The organism is Bacillus sp. M5A3_1b (assembly GCF_053345335.1).
In genome coordinates this window covers 1-378 of sequence record NZ_JBKEZY010000040.1, presented here as the reverse complement: position 1 = coordinate 378, position 378 = coordinate 1, and the positions used below count along the sequence as shown (strand labels likewise).

The following is a 378-nucleotide window of genomic DNA, read 5'->3' as shown; positions in this document are numbered from 1 at the left end:
TCTTTATCTACTTTTGTAATTTCTACTGAACCTTTATCTACTAGTTCATTCTCTACTTTTAGTGATAAAACTTCTGTCATACCTTTTTTGATTTCGAATGATACTGGCTCTGTTAGCTTTTTGTAGCCTGGTAAGCTTTCTACTTCTACTAGTTTGTAACTTCCTACAGATAGATCTGAAATTTTCGCTTTTCCTTCTTTATCTGTTGTTACTTTCGTTACTACTTTGCCTGCTTCATCTTGGATTTCAAAGACTACGCCTTCTAATACTTTTTGACTATCTTTATCTACTTTTGTAATTTCTACTGAACCTTTATCTACTAGTTCATTCTCTACTTTTAGTGATAAAACTTCTGTCATACCTTTTTTGATTTCGAAT

1 protein-coding gene is annotated in these 378 nt (G+C 31.5%); it reads right to left on the bottom strand.

Features of this window, described 5'->3' with window-relative positions; translation table 11 throughout:
• The coding region (locus tag ACLBWW_RS28635; protein ID WP_447614408.1) for an MSCRAMM family protein at positions 1-378 on the bottom strand (378 nt) is incomplete at both ends.